Raw genomic sequence first — 17,435 nt, forward strand, 5'->3', positions numbered from 1 at the left:
CTAATTCTTCATTGATTTCAGACGCCTTCGTTCGCCGCCATCCACAATCCATACAGGTTCGCCAGCATGTAACCTTCCTCATTAGCGTGCGGCGTCACCGTAAACTCTTTCAGCAGCGCCTGATGAACCAGCAAAATAGTTGGCCAGAGAGGTGATTGCGCCATCTCCGCCAAAATCTCACCGTCCAGCGCTTCAATCACTTCGCCCTGGCGGCTGCGCATCAACGCGCTCGCCATATGGGTCATCGCCATAATCCCTTGCTCGCTATGAACCGGCAAACGCCACTCTTCATCCAGCCGTCTGATCACCTGCAGCATGCCGCTACAAATATCCTTGTCGATAACGCCCGCTTCACACAGCAGGTTAAGCCTGTTTTCCATGTCGTTCGCCTTTACTTAATAGCTGGGTTCCTGTTCACCGTTCGCCACACGTTGTTGGTGGGCAAGCAGTGCCTCTTTATTCACAACGGCTCGTAGAAGCTGCTGCATCGGATAATCCTCTGCCCGGGTCAGTATTACAGCCTCTGTGGCCCGAAGAAACCGCGCATCGTTGGTGAGCGGCGTGGCTTCTAACCCCAGTACAGCCAGCTCAGCCTCCGCAACCACGTTCCAGATAACCGCATCGACATCGCCTTTCGCAATGCGCTGCAAGCTCTCGTGATAAGGCATATCGATCAATTCAACGTTGCGGTCGCCAAAACAGGCCTCGGTCATGATTTTCTGATCCGCCGAGCGGTTATCGAGTCCGACTCGTTTTACCGCTGCGGATTCACCCTTGCGGCAAATCAGTTGGTGCTCGCCAACGTAGGTATGCGGTCCCAGCGCCAACGTGATGCGCAATCCATCCTGAGCGAGATAACTTTCCGCAGCCAGCCGGGAAACCACCGCCATGTCGTAGACGCCGTTCAACAGGCATTCCACACGAATATCAGCCCCGCGCATATGCGCGTAATAAAACGGGATCCCCTCGAACTGCGCCTTTAGCCCACTCGCCAGCCCTTCATATAAACGGGTATAGGGCAGCGGCATTGCGCAGACGACGTTATTAATATCCACATGCTTGAGCAGCGCACGATTATCCATCTCCACCAGATAGCTACCGTTTCGCCCACGACGCTCGATACGGATCGCCCCCGAGGATTCCAACGTTTTCAACGCAGCTTGGGTTAATCCTACCGATGAGTGACACTCAGCAGCCAATTCATCTATCGTTTTCAGTCGGTTACCGCACTTCTCACCGAGCAGGTAACGGGCCAGGGTTGTCAGCACAACCCCCTCTTTCTTAATAAATGTCCGACGCATTTTATATTTTCAGTAAATTGAATATTTATATCTTCATTAAAATGAAGATATAGCGCAATGGGGAAATATGCAAACGGCGAGACGGTTCACATTTTTTGAGATTTACCAACGAGCAGGCGAAAAAAAACCGGGCGAAACCCGGTTTCTTCAACAACGCAGAGAACATTACGGCCTGGCGACAAAACCAATCGCTTCGTAAACGGCTTTCAGCGTAACAGACGCGCGTGCACTGGCTTTTTCCGCACCTTCTTTCATCACTTTCTGCAGGAATGCTTCATCGTTACGGAAACGGTGATAACGTTCCTGAAGCTCGGTCAGCATACCGGAAACGGCTTCTGCGACTTCGCCTTTCAGATGACCATACATTTTGCCTTCGAAGTGCTGTTCCAGCTCCGGAATACTCTGGCCAGTGACGGCAGAGAGGATATCCAGCAGGTTAGAAACGCCCGCTTTTTCTTTCACGTCGTAACGCACAACAGGCGGCTCTTCCGAGTCAGTCATCGCTCGTTTGATTTTCTTAACCACAGATTTCGGATCTTCCAGCAGACCGATCACGTTGTTGCGGTTGTCATCCGACTTGGACATTTTCTTCGTCGGCTCCAGCAGCGACATCACGCGCGCGCCGGATTTAGGAATGAACGGCTCCGGCACTTTGAAGATGTCGCCATACAGCGCGTTGAAGCGCTGAGCGATATCGCGGCTCAGTTCCAGATGCTGTTTCTGATCTTCGCCAACCGGTACCTGGTTGGTCTGATACAGCAGAATGTCTGCCGCCATAAGTACCGGATAATCAAACAGACCGGCGTTGATGTTTTCTGCATAACGCGCAGATTTATCTTTGAACTGAGTCATACGGCTCAGCTCGCCGAAATAGGTGTAGCAGTTCAGCGCCCAGCCTAACTGTGCGTGTTCCGGTACGTGAGACTGAACGAAAATGGTGCTTTTTTCAGGATCGATCCCGCATGCCAGGTACAGCGCCAGCGTATCCAGCGTTGCTTTACGCAGTTGCTGAGCATCCTGACGAACGGTAATGGCATGTTGGTCAACGATGCAGTAGATGCAATGGTAGTCATCCTGCATGTTCACCCACTGACGCAGCGCACCCATATAGTTGCCAATGGTCAATTCACCTGAGGGCTGTGCGCCACTAAAAACGATGGGCTTAGTCATTTTTCGATTCCTGATTTTCGCTATGCGGAAGCCCGAGAGCGGGCAGTAGTTCATTAATGCGGTCGGACATGACATCGGGCTCGCTCAAGGCGATAGACTCACCATAGTTGTAACCATACGTCAGACCAACGGACGGACAACCAGCAGCCTTAGCCGCCTGAATATCATTACGAGAATCCCCTACGAAGAGCATTTGCTCGGGCTTAATGCCAAGCTTGCTTGCCACCAGCAGTAGTGGATCCGGGTGTGGTTTTTTATTCTGCACGTCGTCACCACCGATGACCACGCTGAAGTATTTGGCGATATCTAACGCCTCGAGCAATGGCGCGACAAACGGGGTTGGTTTGTTGGTCACCAGACCCAGCGGCAAACCTTTAGCATGCAACGCGCCCAGCGTATCGGCAACATCAGGGAACAGGAATGTCCCCTCTTCTGCGACATCGCCGTAGTACCTGTCGAACAGCTTACGCAAAATACGTACCTGTTCCTCGGCGGGAATATCATCATCAACGGGGGGCTTACCCATCGTTTTACGTAATGTCGCGCGCTCCTGACGAGACCACGCCAGCGCGCGCTCCATCAGTACATCTGCACCATTACCAATCCAGGTGATAACACGTTCTTCACCAGCAACCGGCAATTCCAGCGCATACAGCGCCATATCCACCGCTGCGGCTAATCCCGGCGCGCTGTCGACCAGCGTACCGTCGAGGTCAAAGGCTACGCCCCGAATATCCTGAAACTTATCCATGGCTTACCTTCGCCAGTTCATTGCGCATTTCATCAATGACTTTTTTGTAGTCTGGTTGGTCGAAAATAGCGGAGCCTGCAACAAACATATCTGCACCCGCCGCCGCGATTTCACCAATATTGTTCACCTTGACGCCACCATCAACTTCCAGGCGGATGTCATAGCCAGATTCATCAATACGACGACGCACTTCACGCAGCTTATCCAGCGTTTGCGGGATGAAAGACTGTCCACCAAAGCCTGGGTTAACGGACATCAGCAGGATCACATCCAGCTTATCCATGACGTAATCCAGGTAGCTCAAAGGTGTTGCCGGGTTAAACACCAGGCCCGCTTTACAGCCATGCTCTTTGATCAGTTGCAAGGTACGATCAACGTGCTCGGAGGCTTCCGGATGAAAAGTAATGATGCTGGCGCCAGCGGCGGCGAAGTCCGGGACAATACGATCGACCGGTTTCACCATCAGGTGAACATCAATCGGGGCGGTGATGCCATATTTACGCAGCGATTTCAGCACCATCGGTCCGATGGTCAGGTTCGGTACGTAGTGATTGTCCATAACGTCGAAGTGTACTACATCGGCACCGGCAGTCAGCGCTCTCGCGGTGTCTTCACCCAGGCGGGCAAAATCAGCCGACAGAATTGAGGGGGCGATCAAATACTGTTTCATCCGCTTCTCCTTGAGAATTATTTTTTCGCAGGCGTTGCGACTCCTGGTTTATACAGCGCCAGCAGTTCGTTCACCTTTTTACGCGTGCCGCCATTGCTGCTGATGCTGCGCCGCACTTTGACCTGAAAATGTTTCGCTGCCCGGTACCACTCACGGGTATCGGGCGTGTCATGGTTCGAAATTAACACCGGGATCTGCTTACTGACCAGCTTTTCTGCCATCTCGGCCAAATGCGCCTGCTCTTTCGGACTAAAGCTGTTGGTATGATACGCGGTGAAATTTGCCGTCGCCGAAAGCGGTGCATAAGGCGGGTCACAATAGACTACGGAGTTGGTATCCGCACGGTCCATGCACTCTTCATAGGAGAGGCAATGGAACTCCGCATTCTGCGCTTTTTCAGCAAAATGGTACAACTCGGCTTCCGGGAAGTAAGGTTTTTTATAACGACCAAACGGTACGTTAAACTCACCGCGCAGGTTATAACGGCACAACCCGTTGTAACCAAAGCGGTTCAGATACAGGAATAGCACTGCGCGGCGGAATGGATCCTGGCAGGCATTAAATTCTTCCCGAAACTGGTAGTACACCTCAGCCTGATTAGTTTCTGGCATAAACAGCTCGCGCGAAGCCTGCACGTACTCATCGGTGCGGGTCTTCACGATGTTATAGAGACTGATGAGGTCGCTGTTGATATCGGCAAGAATATAACGAGAAAAGTCGGTGTTGAGAAACACCGACCCGGCCCCTACGAAGGGTTCAATCAGACACTCACCCTGAGGTAAATACCGTTTGATATCATCAAGCAGGGGGTATTTTCCCCCTGCCCATTTCAAAAAAGCGCGATTTTTTTTCATGCTGACTAACTAATTACACCTTCTCCGGCTGTGGAGAAAGCTCCGACAGCATCCTGCGCTTTAGTCTTTGTCCCGCAATTGGGCGAAACAGCAAACCATTGCAGAACATATCCTATCTTACTTCAAATCGGCCTGAACCTGGTGCAGCGGTTTTGCCCACGGATTTTTCGCCTGAATGTCGGCGGGTAACGTAGACACTGCACGTTTTGCATCTTCTTTAGACGCATACACACCCGTCACCAGAACATACCACGGTTGACCGTTGCGCGTCGTCTGATACACCACGTAGTTCTTCAGGTTTTCTTTCTTCGCCCAACCGTTCAGGTTGTCGTAGTTAGAAGAACTGCTGAGCTGCAGCGTGTAATGACTGGACGGCGCAGATTTTAACGCGCCAACATTCCCTGTGCTTTTCGCTCCGCCAGCAACAGGCGTTGCCGTCGCGGTTGGCGCAGGAGTTGCGGTCTGTGCAGGTGTCGTCGTCGCGGTTGCTTTCGGTTCTGCTGTCGCTTTTGGCGCAGCGGTTACCACAGGCGCTTTGGTTGTGGTCGTCGGCGCAGTCGCGGTTGGTTTTGCCTGAGCAACAGGTTTTGGCTCTGTCGTCGTCGCTTTCACCGTGGTCTGCGGTTTGCTCTTCGGCTCAATGACGGCCTGTTTACGTTCCTGGTGCGTAGCAGCAGGACGTTCAACCGTTTCCGTTTTCGCAGTCTGGCGCGCAGCAGTACCATTACGAACTGGTGCGACGGTCGCAGGTTCGGTCGGCAGCGTAGAGTTCACCACAACGTTGTTAACCTGCTCCTGACCTTGCGGTTGCGTCAGCGCATTGTTCAGATCGCCCTGCACTTCAACACGCTGCTGGCCTTCAGTTGCCGCAGGCGTCTGCCCTTGAGTTGGGGTAGAGGAAATCGGCGGCAAGGAAACATCCTGCTGGGTATTGCCCGCAGTCTGCTCTGCGCCCGTTGCAGGCGTATTCGTGTTCGCCTGATCCGTCGCATTGCTGCCAGAAAGATCGATGCTCTTCTCGCCAGACGCAGTCTGTTCACTGGAAGAAGATGAGGGGGCTTTCAGCGCAGAACCAATACCGATGATCAGAAGCAGCAGCACCAGAACACCGACACCCATCATCATATACTGACGAGAGGCAGGTTTACTGACCGCTTTCTTACGCTTGCGCGGACGACGTTCTACACGCTCTTCATCCACCGCATCGTCATCAGATTCATAGTCTTCCTCGATGTCCCGCTCTTCTTCACGCTCTTTACGTGCGCGCGCAGGACGGCGATCGTCAGCATCCAGATCAACATCATCAAAATTGATTTGCGGCTCATTATCGCGTTCAGACGATTGACGAGAACGACCAGTACGACGATCGCTGGGATCGGGTTTCAGCTCGTCTTCTGGTTTGAATTCATCCATTTAACACCCCACTCAAAGGTTAATGCTTACAACTTTGCACGTAACCTGAAGCTAAAAGACCTACGTTTTGCAACGTACGTCGGACCTTTCTTGTTGTTACGCCTGCTGGCAATCAGCAATAGCGTTAAGAACCACCTCGTGCGACACTCCGCCGCGCACTTCACTCTTCCCTATTGCCCGCGGAAGCACTAAACGAATCTCTCCCGCTAACACTTTTTTATCTCGCAGCATGTGCGGCAAATAAGCCTCGGTAGACATTTCACGCGGCCCATTAACCGGTAAGCCTGCTCGCTGTAGCAGCGTAATAATGCGCTGCGTATCCGCGGAGGTAAACTGACCCAAACGTTCTGACGTACGAGCAGCCATTACCATACCTGCTGCGACGGCTTCACCATGTAACCAATTGCCATAACCCATTTCAGCTTCGATCGCATGGCCGAACGTGTGTCCCAGATTCAGTAAAGCACGTAAGCCCATTTCGCGCTCGTCTGCTGCGACAACTTCTGCTTTCAGCTCACAACAACGGCGAATACAGTACGCCATTGCCGGACCGTCCAGACGCAATAACGCGTCCAGATTGTCTTCCAGCCAGTTGAAAAACTCACCGTCAAGAATGATGCCGTATTTGATGACTTCCGCCAGCCCCGATGCCAGCTCACGCGCAGGAAGCGTTTTCAGGCAATCGAGATCCACCACCACGGAGGCTGGTTGGTAAAACGCGCCAATCATGTTTTTACCGAGGGGATGGTTTACGGCAGTTTTGCCGCCAACGGAGGAGTCGACCTGCGACAACAGGGTTGTCGGGACTTGAATGAAACGAACGCCGCGCTGATAACTGGCTGCCGCAAAACCGGTCAGATCGCCAATCACGCCGCCGCCAAGTGCGACTAACGTGGTATCACGACCGTGCGGTTTTTGCAGTAACGCGGTGAAGACCGTGTCCAGAACCGTCAGGCTTTTATACTGTTCGCCATCGGGAAGGATAACGCTATCAACGTTAACACCCGCCTGTTCAAGTACGCCGCGAACCTTATCGAGATACAGGGGAGCCAGGGTTTCGTTGGTCACCAACATAACCTGATCGCCCGATTTCAGCGGTAAGAATGAAGCTGGCTCATTGAACAAACCAGCCGCGATGGTGATAGGGTAACTACGTTCCCCGAGAGTGACTGTGATCCTCTCCATTACGCGACATCCACCTTAGTTACTTGTACCCGCAGACGAGTGTGTATTCGGCCAGAATTAGTTGCTTTCCAACATGTGAATAATCTGGTTTGCTACGACTTTTGCGCTCTGATCGTCAGTGCGAATGGTCACGTCTGCAATCTCTTCGTACAGAGGATTGCGTTCGTCAGCCAACGCTTCCAGAACTTCACGAGGCGGTGATTCTACCTGCAGCAGCGGGCGTTTCTTGTCACGTTGAGTACGCGCAAGTTGTTTTTCAATTGTCGTTTCAAGATAGACCACGACGCCACGCGCGGAGAGACGGTTACGTGTTTCACGTGATTTTACAGAGCCACCGCCAGTTGCCAGCACAATACCCTGTTTTTCCGTCAACTCGTTGATGACTTTTTCTTCGCGATCACGGAAGCCGTCTTCACCTTCTACATCGAAGACCCAGCCCACATCAGCTCCGGTTCGTTTCTCAATCTCTTGATCAGAATCGTAAAATTCCATATTGAGTTGTTGAGCTAACTGCCGCCCAATAGTGCTTTTTCCGGCACCCATAGGCCCAACCAGAAAGATATTGCGTTTCTCTGCCATTTTTTCGGTACTACTAAGACTATTCGTTAATGGTAAACCCGCTTCGCAGACACCCAGCGCAGCAGGACATGAACTGAAACCTCATAAGATATTGCGAGAGTCAGACTGAAAATTATCTCAATACTCAAGCGGGTTTGGCAACTGAATAAATCACCAAACCCTACGCATTTCTGGTCGTGACAGGCATGCAGCCCTGCAAACATCAGACCTGGCGACGTATCGCGCAGTCAAATGACGGCTAAATAAGCCTATGACACACCACCAGAAAGGCAAAGCGTATTCATTGCCGCACAAGTAAAGAAAAGTACCGACGCTCAAATCGGTACTCCTTGTATGCTAAATACACCCCCACGTCAAATCCCTGAAACGTGTTCAGTGCAAAAACAACGGTTTTTCATGCATAAGTTATTCCGTTGACACCAGTCTGGGCGTAATAAAGACCACTAACTCCCGACGTTCATCTTCTTTTCCATCGTGACGAAAAAGAGAGCCAAGCCAGGGGATGTCGCCTAACAACGGTACGCTGTCAGCCGCAGATTTATTTTTATGTGAAAAAATGCCGCCCAACGCGATCGTCTCTCCGCTTTTTACCTCAACCTGTGTTTCAATTTCCTGCTTATCGATAGCCAGAACTTCACCATCAGCTTGTTGTAGCACCTGCCCGGGAACATTCTGGCTAATATGCAGTTTCAACCTGATTCGACCTTTCTGCAAAACAGTGGGCGTAACCTCCATCCCCAGGACCGCTTCTTTAAACTCGACGGATGTCGCCCCGCTTTCTCCGCTGGAGACCTGATACGGGATCTCGCTGCCCTGCTTAATACTGGCAGGTTGCAGATGAGAAGCCAGTAATCGCGGGCTGGCGATGATATCAAGCTGCTGTTTTTGCTCCAGTGCCGACAACTCCAGTTCCAGTAACCGACCGTTAATACGACCAATATTAAATCCCACACGGGATGTCGCCGCGGGCACCGAAAGATCGCTGGCAAGCGTGGTGACATTCCCCACCGCCCCCGGTTGTTGCGCTTCAGCCAGCGACCATTTAACCCCCAGCTCGCGCAAACTTTTTTCATTAATCGTGACGATATGCGCCGCCAGTTCGACCTGTTCAACGGGTAGATCCATTTGCGCCACCCATTTTTCCAGCGCGTTAAGCACCACGCTATTATCACGCAGCAGTAAGCGGTTGGTTCGTTTATCCACCGTCATGCTGCCTTTGGCGCTCAGCAGCTTCTCTCCAGCTTTTGCCAACTCGGCGGCGTCAGCGTATTGCAAAATGATGTTGCGTTGTTCCAAAGGCAGGCTGGCCTGAATCCGCGCCTGTTCATTTTCCTGGCGGGCCGCATTTTCACTCTGCCATTGCACAGAATGCACATGCAGAATGTTGCCCTCCTGACGTAGCACCAATCCGGCGCTTTTCACGACCGTTTGCAATGCCTGCTTCCAGGGCACATCGGTCAGATGAAGTGACAGCACCCCGCCAACATCCGGTGAAACCACCAGGTTTTTCTTTTCTTGTTCCGCCAGGGCCTGCAAAACCTGCACAACAGGCACATCATCCACCACCAGCGTTACGTTTTGCGGTTTTCCCGCCAGCTCGCCGGGCACCACGACCAGCAGCATCATGGCTATCCATCTCATCCATCGATTCATTTATCGCTCCCTGTCGTTGCCACTGCCATTGAGCAGGCTCGCAGCTTTTCTCTGTGTTGAGAGTTAAGCTTTCAGCCGTTATCTGCGAAATCGTCCAGCCGTTTTTCAGGACGTCGTTTCGCTCAACTCGCCGCCATTTGTGCTGCCCATCCTGCACGATGCCGATCGGTCGCTCACCCACGCTCACCATGCCCTGATAGCGCCACGTCGACAGCTCGGCTATCTGGCAAGGATCTTCCGGCGGTAAGAAGGGATTGCGCATACCGGTCAGGATCAGCACGCTAATGCACGCCAACAGCCAGCGTTCAACCGTCATTCAGATGTTCCAGCTGTAGCGTTAACAGCAGTTCAGCGCCTTCTACACTGAGAGAAAACCGGCTGACGTTCATCCCTTGTTCCGCCAGTTGGGCAAACATCGGCGGGATAGCATCCCACGCTGGCCTCAGCGTCATCTCCCCGCCCTTAATGGTGGGTTGCCAGTGAACAAGACGTGCAAGGGGGGTCTGAAACAGCAGCGGGGAAAACGGAGTAAACGTTTCTTCAGACTCTCCTGGCGATGATGCCAGCAAATACACGTTTCGCCATTGCGTCTGAATGGCGGCACGCTGCTGGTTCAGCGCCTGTTGTTGCATACCCCGCTGCCTGGCGGCGGGGTAAAGACATAGCGCTACTATCATGAGCAGCCCTAAAATCCAGCCGCATGCGCACATAAATCGAAAGCGCGGCGACTGCGCCAGCCAGGCATCACAGAGCGTTATCATGCGTGTCACTCCGCGTCAGACGATAGTGGAATTGCCAGCGCCCTTGGGCATCCTGCTGCGTTTCGCCGGGGCGATTTAACGCAAACCACGGCTGTTGGCGTAATTGCGTTTCCAGTGACTTAAGGGCGGCAAAGCTCAACGTATTTCCGGTCAGCTCCAGCGTCCCTTGCTGCCAGGTCATTTTGGTTAACCACGCCTGTTCCGGGAGTAATTCCGCCAGCTGTTGCAGAATCTGTTGCCAGCTTTGGGTCTGGTCACGCTGTTTGTTTCGCGCTTGTACCTGTTGCCATTGTTGCAGACGCTGCTGCAAACGAGGCTTTAGCGCCGTCAGCGCCGCTATCCGCTTATTTTCAGCCTCTACCAGCAGGAGTTCGACCCGGTTTTCCATGCTAAAAACACTGTAATAGATTAACGTCACGCCAATGCTCAATAGTAGCGAAGCGCTAAAGAAGACACCCCAGAAGCGCAAACAGGCATACCGCCGTGTCTGACGCCAGGGCAGAAGATTGATGGTCGCTATCATCAATACGTTCCTCCCATAGCCAGTCCCAATGCAATGGCAAAGCGGTGACTTTGCGGTGGAATTGGCGGCTGGCGAACGGACACGACATTTAAAGGATCGAATCCGCTGGGGTCGCATAGCGCAATGGCTGCCGGGGAAAGAGATAACGTCGCGGCGAGTTCGTCGAGACGGCTAATATCGCTCGTCAATTTTCGCCCCCATGACGAGCGGGTCGCCCATAGCCACTGGGTATCATCACGCCATACCAGACACTGTTGATCTTCGGGTAAATAAGGAATAAATCGTTGTAAGGCGCTGGCGTCCGGCGTAATCGCTTTAACCTGTACTTTCAGCGTTTGTATTAACGTCAGCAGCGTTGAAATCTCTTTGCTTTGAGCGGCGGTGACGTTAAACGCCGGGCTCAACGTGTCTTCGCTATAATCAAAATGCAGCGCATCCGGCGACATATCCAGTTCACGCGCCATCGAACCGGACAACCATGCGGTTTGCTCTGGCTCGCGCAAGGATATTGCCGGGCGAGGAAACTTTTTTTGTAACGTCCTATTGGCGGGAAAGGAGAGATGAATATGATGTCGGCGAGGAAGCTCACGGCTCCACGGCAGTAGCGTTGCGACAAGCTGTTCAGGCTCGCGAATGTGGCCATCAACGATAGCCTGAGGTGCCAGCGGCATACGCCACCAGCGCTGTAGAAACCAACCGGTCGCGTCGCGAACGACAGCGGCAGCCAGCGCTTCATGTTGCTGAATATGCAGACCAATTTTCCAGATATTGAAAGCCATTGCTGATGATCTCCTTATCACCCGTTGCTTTAACGGGTATATCAATGCGTCTGGCTTGCCTTTATACTACCGCGCGTTTGTTTATAAACTGCCCAAATGCCACTAAATGGGAAATCTCCAGTGAAGTTCGTAAAGTATTTATTAATCCTTGCAGTATGTTGCATCCTGCTGGGAGCAGGCTCGATTTATGGCCTCTATCGCTATATTGAGCCGCAATTACCTGACGTCGCGACGCTCAAAGATGTGCGTTTACAGATCCCGATGCAGGTTTACAGCGCTGACGGCGAGCTGATCGCGCAATATGGCGAGAAACGTCGAATCCCGGTCACGCTGGATCAGATGCCGCCAGTGATGGTCAAAGCTTTTATCGCCACAGAAGACAGCCGCTTTTATGAGCACCACGGGGTAGACCCGGTGGGAATCTTCCGTGCAGCCAGCGTCGCATTGTTCTCCGGTCACGCTTCACAAGGGGCGAGTACTATTACCCAGCAGTTGGCGAGAAACTTCTTCCTGAGCCCGGAACGTACGCTGATGCGTAAGATCAAAGAAGTGTTTCTGGCGATCCGCATTGAACAATTGTTGAGTAAAGATGAGATCCTCGAGCTGTATCTGAACAAGATCTACCTGGGGTATCGCGCCTATGGCGTGGGTGCTGCCGCACAGGTCTATTTCGGTAAGACGGTCGATCAGCTCAGCTTAAGTGAGATTGCAGTGATTGCCGGTCTGCCAAAAGCGCCGTCAACCTTCAACCCTCTCTATTCGATGGACCGGGCCACCGCGCGACGTAACGTCGTGCTGTCGCGTATGCTGAGTGAAAACTACATTACGCAGGCCCAGTACGATCAGGCGCGTAATGAAGCCATTGACGCCAACTACCACGCGCCGGAAATCGCCTTCTCTGCGCCGTATCTGTCTGAGATGGTGCGCCAGGAGATGTATAACCGCTATGGCGAGAAAGCCTATGAAGACGGGTATCGCATCACCACCACCATTACGCGCAAAGTGCAGCAGGCGGCTCAGCAGGCAGTACGTAACAACGTGATGGATTACGACATGCGCCACGGCTACCGCGGCCCGTCAAACGTGCTGTGGAAAGTGGGCGAAGGCAGTTGGGACAGCAAAAAAATTACCGATACGCTGAAAGCGCTGCCAACATATGGGCCACTGTTGCCGGCGGTTGTCACCAGCGCCAATCCGCAGGAAGCCATTGCCGCGCTGGCGGATGGTACGTCAGTGTCATTACGGATGGATGGCATGCGCTGGGCGCGTCCTTACCGCTCGGATACCCAGCAAGGTCCGACACCGCGTAAAGTGACAGATGTGGTACAGGCCGGTCAGCAAATCTGGGTACGCCAGGTTGGCGATGCCTGGTGGCTGGCGCAAGTGCCGGACGTTAACTCCGCCCTGGTTTCTATTAATCCGCAAAACGGCGCGGTGCTGGCGTTGGTGGGTGGTTTTGACTTCAACCAGAGCAAGTTTAACCGTGCAACCCAGGCGCTACGCCAGGTGGGTTCCAACATCAAACCATTCCTCTATACCGCCGCGATGGATAAAGGTCTGACGCTGGCGAGTATGCTCAACGACGTGCCGATCTCCCGCTGGGATGCCGGTGCCGGTTCCGACTGGCAGCCGAAGAACTCACCGCCGCAGTATGCTGGTCCTATCCGTTTACGTCAGGGTCTGGGCCAGTCGAAAAACGTGGTGATGGTCCGTGCCATGCGCGCCATGGGCGTGGATTACGCGGCAGAGTATCTGCAACGTTTCGGCTTCCCGGCACAGAACATTGTGCACACCGAGTCGCTGGCGCTGGGTTCCGCCTCGTTCACGCCAATGCAGGTGGCGCGCGGTTACGCGGTGATGGCGAACGGAGGTTTCCTGGTCGATCCGTATTTCATCAGTAAGATCGAAAGCGATATGGGCGGCGTTATCTTCGAAGCGAAGCCAAAAATTGCCTGCCCGGATTGTGATATCCCGGTGATTTATGGCGATACCCAGAAATCTAACGTGCTGGAAAACAGCAATGTAGAAGATGTCGCTGTCTCGCAGGAACAGCAGAATGCCGCCGTGCCTATGCCGCAGCTTGAGCAGGCGAATCAGGCGTTGGTCGCGCAAAGTGGAACGCAGGAGTACGCTCCGCACGTGATCAACACGCCGCTGGCCTTCCTGATTAAAAGCGCGCTGAACACCAATATCTTTGGTGAACCAGGCTGGATGGGAACTGGTTGGCGTGCCGGTCGCGATTTACAGCGTCATGATATCGGCGGGAAAACCGGGACCACCAACAGTTCGAAAGATGCATGGTTCTCCGGTTACGGGCCAGGCGTAGTGACGTCAGTATGGATCGGCTTTGATGATCATCGCCGCAATCTGGGTCACACGACAGCTTCCGGGGCGATCAAAGATCAAATCTCCGGCTATGAAGGCGGCGCGAAGAGCGCACAGCCTGCGTGGGATGCTTACATGAAATCCGTGCTGGAAGGAGTGCCTGAGCAGCCGTTGACGCCGCCGCCGGGTATTGTGACAGTCAATATCGATCGCAGTACCGGTCAACTGGCGAGCGGCGGTAACAGCCGTGCAGAGTATTTCATTGAAGGTACTCAGCCAACGCAGCAGGCGGTACACGAGGTAGGGACAACCATTATCGATAATGGTGAGACACACGAACTGTTCTGATCAAAAAAGGCGCTTCGGCGCCTTTTTTATTGTTTGTGTATTTAGTGGGATAGATATTAAAGCCGGCCCTGCCCTTTCAGCCATTCGCGTACGAGGAACAACGCGCTCACATTGCGAGCTTCGTGGAAATCAGGATCCTCCAGCAAATCCATCATATGCGCGAGTGGCCAGCGTACCTGCGGTAATGGCTCAGGTTCATCCCCTTCCAGCGATTCAGGATAAAGATCCTCTGCCACCACAATGTTCATCTTGCTGGAGAAATAAGATGGCGCCATGCTGAGTTTCTTCAAAAAAGTCAGATCTTTCGCGCCAAATCCCACCTCTTCTTTCAGTTCCCGATTCGCCGCCTCAAATACGCTTTCACCGGGATCAATTAATCCTTTGGAAAAACCCAGTTCGTAGGACTCGGTCCCGACCGCGTATTCGCGGATAAGGATCAGGTGGTCATCCACAATCGGCACAATCATTACTGCTTCACGCGTGGAGGGCCGCATACGTTCATAAACGCGGCGTACGCCATTGCTGAACTCAAGGTCCACGCTTTCGACCTTAAACAGCCGGGATTGGGCGACGGTTTCCACTTTCAAAATCGTGGGTTTTTGTAATGATTTGCTCATTGTGAGGATCTTTGCTGTGAAATCTGGGGTCATTGTGCGATATACCGCACGGTTTCGGCAACGTGAATTGCCGTTTATTTACATTTATGTAACGTACTAAAAGTTAATCCCTATTTCAAATTAAAAGTCAATAGGTTGAAATAACTCCAGGAATTTGCTGATATTCCATTTTTAGTGATTTTGCTATGATTCGCATTTACTGGGCTGCGCTTTAAGATGCTCAAGTTCAACTCCACACTTGCCGATAGCCAACTAAAGAATCACGAATATTGAACAGGGTGCGACTGACCACGCCTGACAGACTAAGTAAGATGGGGAAAGCATGAGCACCATTCTGATTTTTTTAGCTGCTTTGCTGGCCTGCTCATTGCTTGCAGGGTGGCGACTCAGAACGAAATCCAGACGGAAAAATTTACCCTTGAGCAACGTCTTTTCAGACGCCGCGAAGCGTAAACTTACGCCTGAAGAACGCAGCGCTGTCGAAAACTATCTCGAAAACCTGAGTCAAATTCAGCAAGTACCAGGTCCAACGGGCGCCAGCTCTGCGCCGGTATCGTTAACGCTGAATGCCCAAAGTAACAGCGTCATTGTGCTTACGCACGCGATTACACGTTACGGCATTACCACCGACGATCCTAACAAATGGCGCTATTATCTTGATTCCGTTGAGGTGCATTTGCCGCCTTTTTGGGAACAATACATCAATGACGAAAACAGCGTTGAGCTGATCCACACCAATACGTTGCCGCTGGTTATTTCGCTAAACGGCCACACGCTGCAGGAATATATGCAGGAAGCGCGTGGCTATGCGTTGCAGCATACCGCCTCTACCCAGGCGTCCATTCGCGGTGAAGAAAGCGAACAAATCGAACTACTGAATATTCGTCAGGAAACCCATGAAGAATATGCGCTCAGCCGCCCTTCTGGATTACGCGAAGCGTTACTGATCGCCGCATCGTTCCTGCTGTTCTTTTTATGTTTAATCATCCCGGATACGTTTGTGCCGTGGGCAGTCGGTGGCGCGGTGCTGTTGCTGGGTGCAGGTCTGTGGGGGCTGTTCGCTCCGCCATCTAAAACCGCCCTGCGAGAAATTCATTGTCTGCGCGGGACACCGCGTCGCTGGGGATTGTTTGGCGAGAACGACCAGGAGCAAATTAACAATATCTCTCTGGGTATTATTGATCTGATCTACCCCCCTCACTGGCAGCCATACATTGCGCAGGATCTCGGTCAGCAAACGGATATCGATATTTATCTCGATCGCCACGTTGTTCGCCAGGGGCGTTTTTTATCCCTGCACGACGAAGTTAAAAATTTCCCGTTGCAACACTGGCTACGCAATGCCGTTATCGCAGGCGGTTCGCTGCTGGTGCTGCTGATGCTACTGTTCTGGATCCCGTTAGATATGCCGATAAAATTCACGCTTTCGTGGATGAAAGGTGCACAGACTATCGAAGCCACCAGCGTGAAACAGCTTGAGAACGCGGGCGTCCGCGTGGGGGACACGCTACACCTGAGCGGCACAGGTATGTGTAACATTCATACCCAAGGGAGCTGGAATACACAGCCCGCCACGCCGTTCATGCCTTTTGATTGCACGCAAATTATCTGGAATGACGCGCGCGCGCTACCGCTTCCTGAATCCGATCTGGTGAATAAAGCCACCGCGCTCACGCAGGCCGTAAACCGCCAGTTGCACCCCAAACCGGATGATGATTCCCGCGTCAGCGCGTCGTTACGTTCGGCAATCCAAAAGTCCGGCATGGTGTTACTGGACGATTTTGGTGAAATTGTCCTGAAAACAGCCGATTTGTGCGCAGCCAAAGATGAATGCGTACGCTTAAAAAATGCGCTAGTTAACCTCGGTAACAGTAAAGACTGGGCTGCGCTGGTGAAACGCGCTAACGCCGGAAAACTGGATGGCGTAAACGTATTGTTGCGTCCAGTAAGCGCAGAGTCGCTGGATAATCTGGTGAATACCTCTACGGCGCCGTTTATTGCACGCGAGACAGCGCGTGCGGCCCAGGCGCTGAATAGCCCTGCCCCTGGCGGTTTTTTGATTATCAGCGACGAAGGCAGCGATCTGGTGGATCAGCCCTGGCCGTCGACCTCTCTGTATGACTACCCGCCGCAAGAACAGTGGAACGCCTTCCAGCGTCTGGCTCAGATGCTAATGCAAACACCATTTCGCGCGGAGGGGATTGTCACCAATATCTCTACCGACGCCAACGGTACTCAGCACATTGGCCTGCACCGAATCCCGGATCGTTCAGGATTATGGCGCTACCTTGGCACGACGCTGCTGATGCTCTCCATGCTCGGATGCACTATCTATAACAGCGTTCAGGCATTCAGACGCTACCAGCGCCATCGTTCGCGCATCGCGGAAATTCAGAGCTACTACGAAAGTTGCCTCAACCCAACGCTGATTGACGACCCGGAAAGCCTGATTCGATAACACGCTCGCGCGCCAGGATATGCTACCCTGTCGCGCATCATGTTTTCT

At 52.8% G+C, this 17,435-nt stretch carries 17 protein-coding genes; 2 read left to right on the forward strand and 15 right to left on the reverse strand.

Annotated elements, in window-relative coordinates:
* Positions 1-17: 17 nt before the first annotated feature.
* The 14 genes from FDW96_RS13160 to FDW96_RS13225 form a co-directional block, all read right to left on the reverse strand.
* Positions 18-380, reverse strand: coding sequence for a hypothetical protein (locus FDW96_RS13160; RefSeq protein WP_061381007.1), 363 nt, complete (start codon positions 378-380; stop codon positions 18-20).
* Between the two features lie 15 nt (positions 381-395).
* Positions 396-1,301: a GntR family transcriptional regulator YhfZ gene (gene yhfZ / locus FDW96_RS13165; protein WP_042311951.1), complete on the reverse strand. Its 906-nt coding sequence runs from the start codon at positions 1,299-1,301 to the stop codon at positions 396-398.
* Positions 1,302-1,466: 165 nt separating this feature from the next.
* A complete protein-coding gene (gene trpS, locus FDW96_RS13170; protein WP_042311949.1) occupies positions 1,467-2,471 on the reverse strand; it encodes a tryptophan--tRNA ligase in 1,005 nt (334 codons plus the stop codon).
* Positions 2,464-3,222, reverse strand: a complete 759-nt coding sequence (gene gph / locus FDW96_RS13175; protein ID WP_079225883.1) for a phosphoglycolate phosphatase — start codon at positions 3,220-3,222, stop codon at positions 2,464-2,466. Before gph ends, trpS begins: the two co-directional genes overlap by 8 nt.
* A complete protein-coding gene (rpe, locus tag FDW96_RS13180; RefSeq protein ID WP_003023561.1) occupies positions 3,215-3,892 on the reverse strand; it encodes a ribulose-phosphate 3-epimerase in 678 nt (225 codons plus the stop codon). The genes gph and rpe overlap by 8 nt, the downstream gene beginning before the upstream one ends.
* Before the next feature lie 17 nt (positions 3,893-3,909).
* Complete coding sequence (dam, locus tag FDW96_RS13185) at positions 3,910-4,746, reverse strand: adenine-specific DNA-methyltransferase (RefSeq protein WP_042311945.1); 837 nt, start codon at positions 4,744-4,746, stop codon at positions 3,910-3,912.
* Between the two features lie 117 nt (positions 4,747-4,863).
* Positions 4,864-6,159, reverse strand: a complete 1,296-nt coding sequence (gene damX / locus FDW96_RS13190; protein ID WP_042311943.1) for a cell division protein DamX — start codon at positions 6,157-6,159, stop codon at positions 4,864-4,866.
* 96 nt (positions 6,160-6,255) lie between these two features.
* On the reverse strand, positions 6,256-7,344 hold the full coding sequence (aroB, locus tag FDW96_RS13195) for a 3-dehydroquinate synthase (RefSeq protein ID WP_061381003.1): 1,089 nt from the start codon (positions 7,342-7,344) through the stop codon (positions 6,256-6,258).
* A 57-nt stretch (positions 7,345-7,401) separates the two neighbouring features.
* Positions 7,402-7,923 carry a shikimate kinase AroK gene (aroK, locus tag FDW96_RS13200; protein WP_003023552.1) on the reverse strand — a complete coding sequence of 174 codons (522 nt, stop codon included), beginning with the start codon at positions 7,921-7,923 and terminating at the stop codon, positions 7,402-7,404.
* A gap of 405 nt (positions 7,924-8,328) precedes the next feature.
* On the reverse strand, positions 8,329-9,564 hold the full coding sequence (gene hofQ, locus FDW96_RS13205; RefSeq protein ID WP_170974715.1) for a DNA uptake porin HofQ: 1,236 nt from the start codon (positions 9,562-9,564) through the stop codon (positions 8,329-8,331).
* Positions 9,479-9,892, reverse strand: a complete 414-nt coding sequence (locus FDW96_RS13210; protein WP_061381002.1) for a HofP DNA utilization family protein — start codon at positions 9,890-9,892, stop codon at positions 9,479-9,481. The genes hofQ and FDW96_RS13210 overlap by 86 nt, the downstream gene beginning before the upstream one ends.
* Complete coding sequence (locus tag FDW96_RS13215; RefSeq protein ID WP_079225882.1) at positions 9,882-10,337, reverse strand: hypothetical protein; 456 nt, start codon at positions 10,335-10,337, stop codon at positions 9,882-9,884. Before FDW96_RS13215 ends, FDW96_RS13210 begins: the two co-directional genes overlap by 11 nt.
* Positions 10,321-10,860 carry a PilN domain-containing protein gene (locus FDW96_RS13220; RefSeq protein WP_137365807.1) on the reverse strand — a complete coding sequence of 180 codons (540 nt, stop codon included), beginning with the start codon at positions 10,858-10,860 and terminating at the stop codon, positions 10,321-10,323. The genes FDW96_RS13215 and FDW96_RS13220 overlap by 17 nt, the downstream gene beginning before the upstream one ends.
* The gene (locus FDW96_RS13225) at positions 10,860-11,639 is read right to left on the reverse strand and encodes a DNA utilization protein HofM (RefSeq protein WP_137365808.1); all 780 of its coding nucleotides are present in this window, start codon (positions 11,637-11,639) and stop codon (positions 10,860-10,862) included. Before FDW96_RS13225 ends, FDW96_RS13220 begins: the two co-directional genes overlap by 1 nt.
* A 120-nt stretch (positions 11,640-11,759) precedes the next feature.
* On the opposite strand from FDW96_RS13225, the gene mrcA reads away from it, so the two are divergent.
* Entirely contained in the window at positions 11,760-14,312 is a 2,553-nt protein-coding gene (gene mrcA / locus FDW96_RS13230) for a peptidoglycan glycosyltransferase/peptidoglycan DD-transpeptidase MrcA (protein WP_042311928.1), read from the forward strand.
* A 56-nt stretch (positions 14,313-14,368) separates the two neighbouring features.
* On the opposite strand, the gene nudE is transcribed toward mrcA, so the two are convergent.
* On the reverse strand, positions 14,369-14,929 hold the full coding sequence (gene nudE, locus FDW96_RS13235) for an ADP compounds hydrolase NudE (protein WP_038634868.1): 561 nt from the start codon (positions 14,927-14,929) through the stop codon (positions 14,369-14,371).
* 322 nt (positions 14,930-15,251) lie between these two features.
* Here nudE and igaA point away from each other — a divergent pair, with 322 nt between their 5' ends.
* Positions 15,252-17,387: an intracellular growth attenuator protein IgaA gene (igaA, locus tag FDW96_RS13240; protein ID WP_079225881.1), complete on the forward strand. Its 2,136-nt coding sequence runs from the start codon at positions 15,252-15,254 to the stop codon at positions 17,385-17,387.
* Positions 17,388-17,435 lie beyond the last annotated feature (48 nt).

The sequence above is a fragment of the Citrobacter sp. TBCS-15 genome, assembly GCF_005280815.1.
In the GTDB taxonomy this organism is placed as follows: Bacteria; Pseudomonadota; Gammaproteobacteria; order Enterobacterales; family Enterobacteriaceae; genus Citrobacter; species Citrobacter werkmanii.